This window comes from Pseudomonas psychrophila (assembly GCF_001043005.1).
Classification (GTDB): Bacteria; Pseudomonadota; Gammaproteobacteria; order Pseudomonadales; family Pseudomonadaceae; genus Aquipseudomonas; species Aquipseudomonas psychrophila.
In genome coordinates this window covers 1-756 of the sequence record NZ_JYKZ01000048.1, presented here as the reverse complement: position 1 = coordinate 756, position 756 = coordinate 1, and the positions used below count along the sequence as shown (strand labels likewise).

Genomic DNA, 756 nt, shown 5'->3' with positions numbered 1-756 from the left:
TGGCAATCATGGGTTTCGGTGGCGGAGCAATGGTCGGTGCGCCTCTGGCTGCGGCCTTGATGGGGCACTTTGCCGGGCCGGATGGTGTCGGCGTGTGGCAGAGCTTTTTGGTGATGGCGGCGATTTATTTTGTCTTTATGGTGGGAGGCGCATTGTCGTACCGCGTGCCACCCACCGGCTGGAAGCCTGAAGGCTGGACACCGCCGGTGAAAAAAACCGCCAATGCGATGATTACTCAGCGTCATGTCCACGTGAGCGTGGCCTGGAAAACGCCGCAGTTTGCGCTGGTGTGGTTGGTGTTGTGCCTTAACGTCTCGGCCGGTATCGGCATTCTGGGCATGGCTTCGCCCTTGTTGCAGGAGGTGTTTGCTGGCAAGTTGCTGGGCAACGATCTGACCTTTGGCCAACTGGATGCTGCGCAATTGGCGCAAATCGCGGCCATTGCGGCGGGCTTCACCGGTTTGCTGAGCCTGTTCAATATTGGCGGACGGTTCTTCTGGGCCTCGTTCTCGGACTACCTGGGCCGTAAAAACACCTACTTCGTATTCTTTGCGCTGGGGTTCGCCCTGTATGCGCTGGTGCCGAACCTGGGCCACCTAGGCAACATCTCGCTGTTCGTGGCGGCGTTCTGCATCATCCTGTCGATGTATGGTGGTGGCTTTGCCACGGTACCGGCCTATCTGGCAGACCTGTTCGGGACGCAGATGGTCGGCGCGATTCACGGTCGCCTGCTGACTGCCTGGGCCGCGGCTGGCG

Annotated in this window: 1 protein-coding gene; it reads left to right on the top strand. The window is 60.1% G+C overall.

Annotated features, from left to right (window positions below):
* Positions 1 to 756: MFS transporter (locus TU76_RS23975; protein ID WP_048352642.1), on the top strand; the 756-nt coding region annotated here is incomplete at both ends.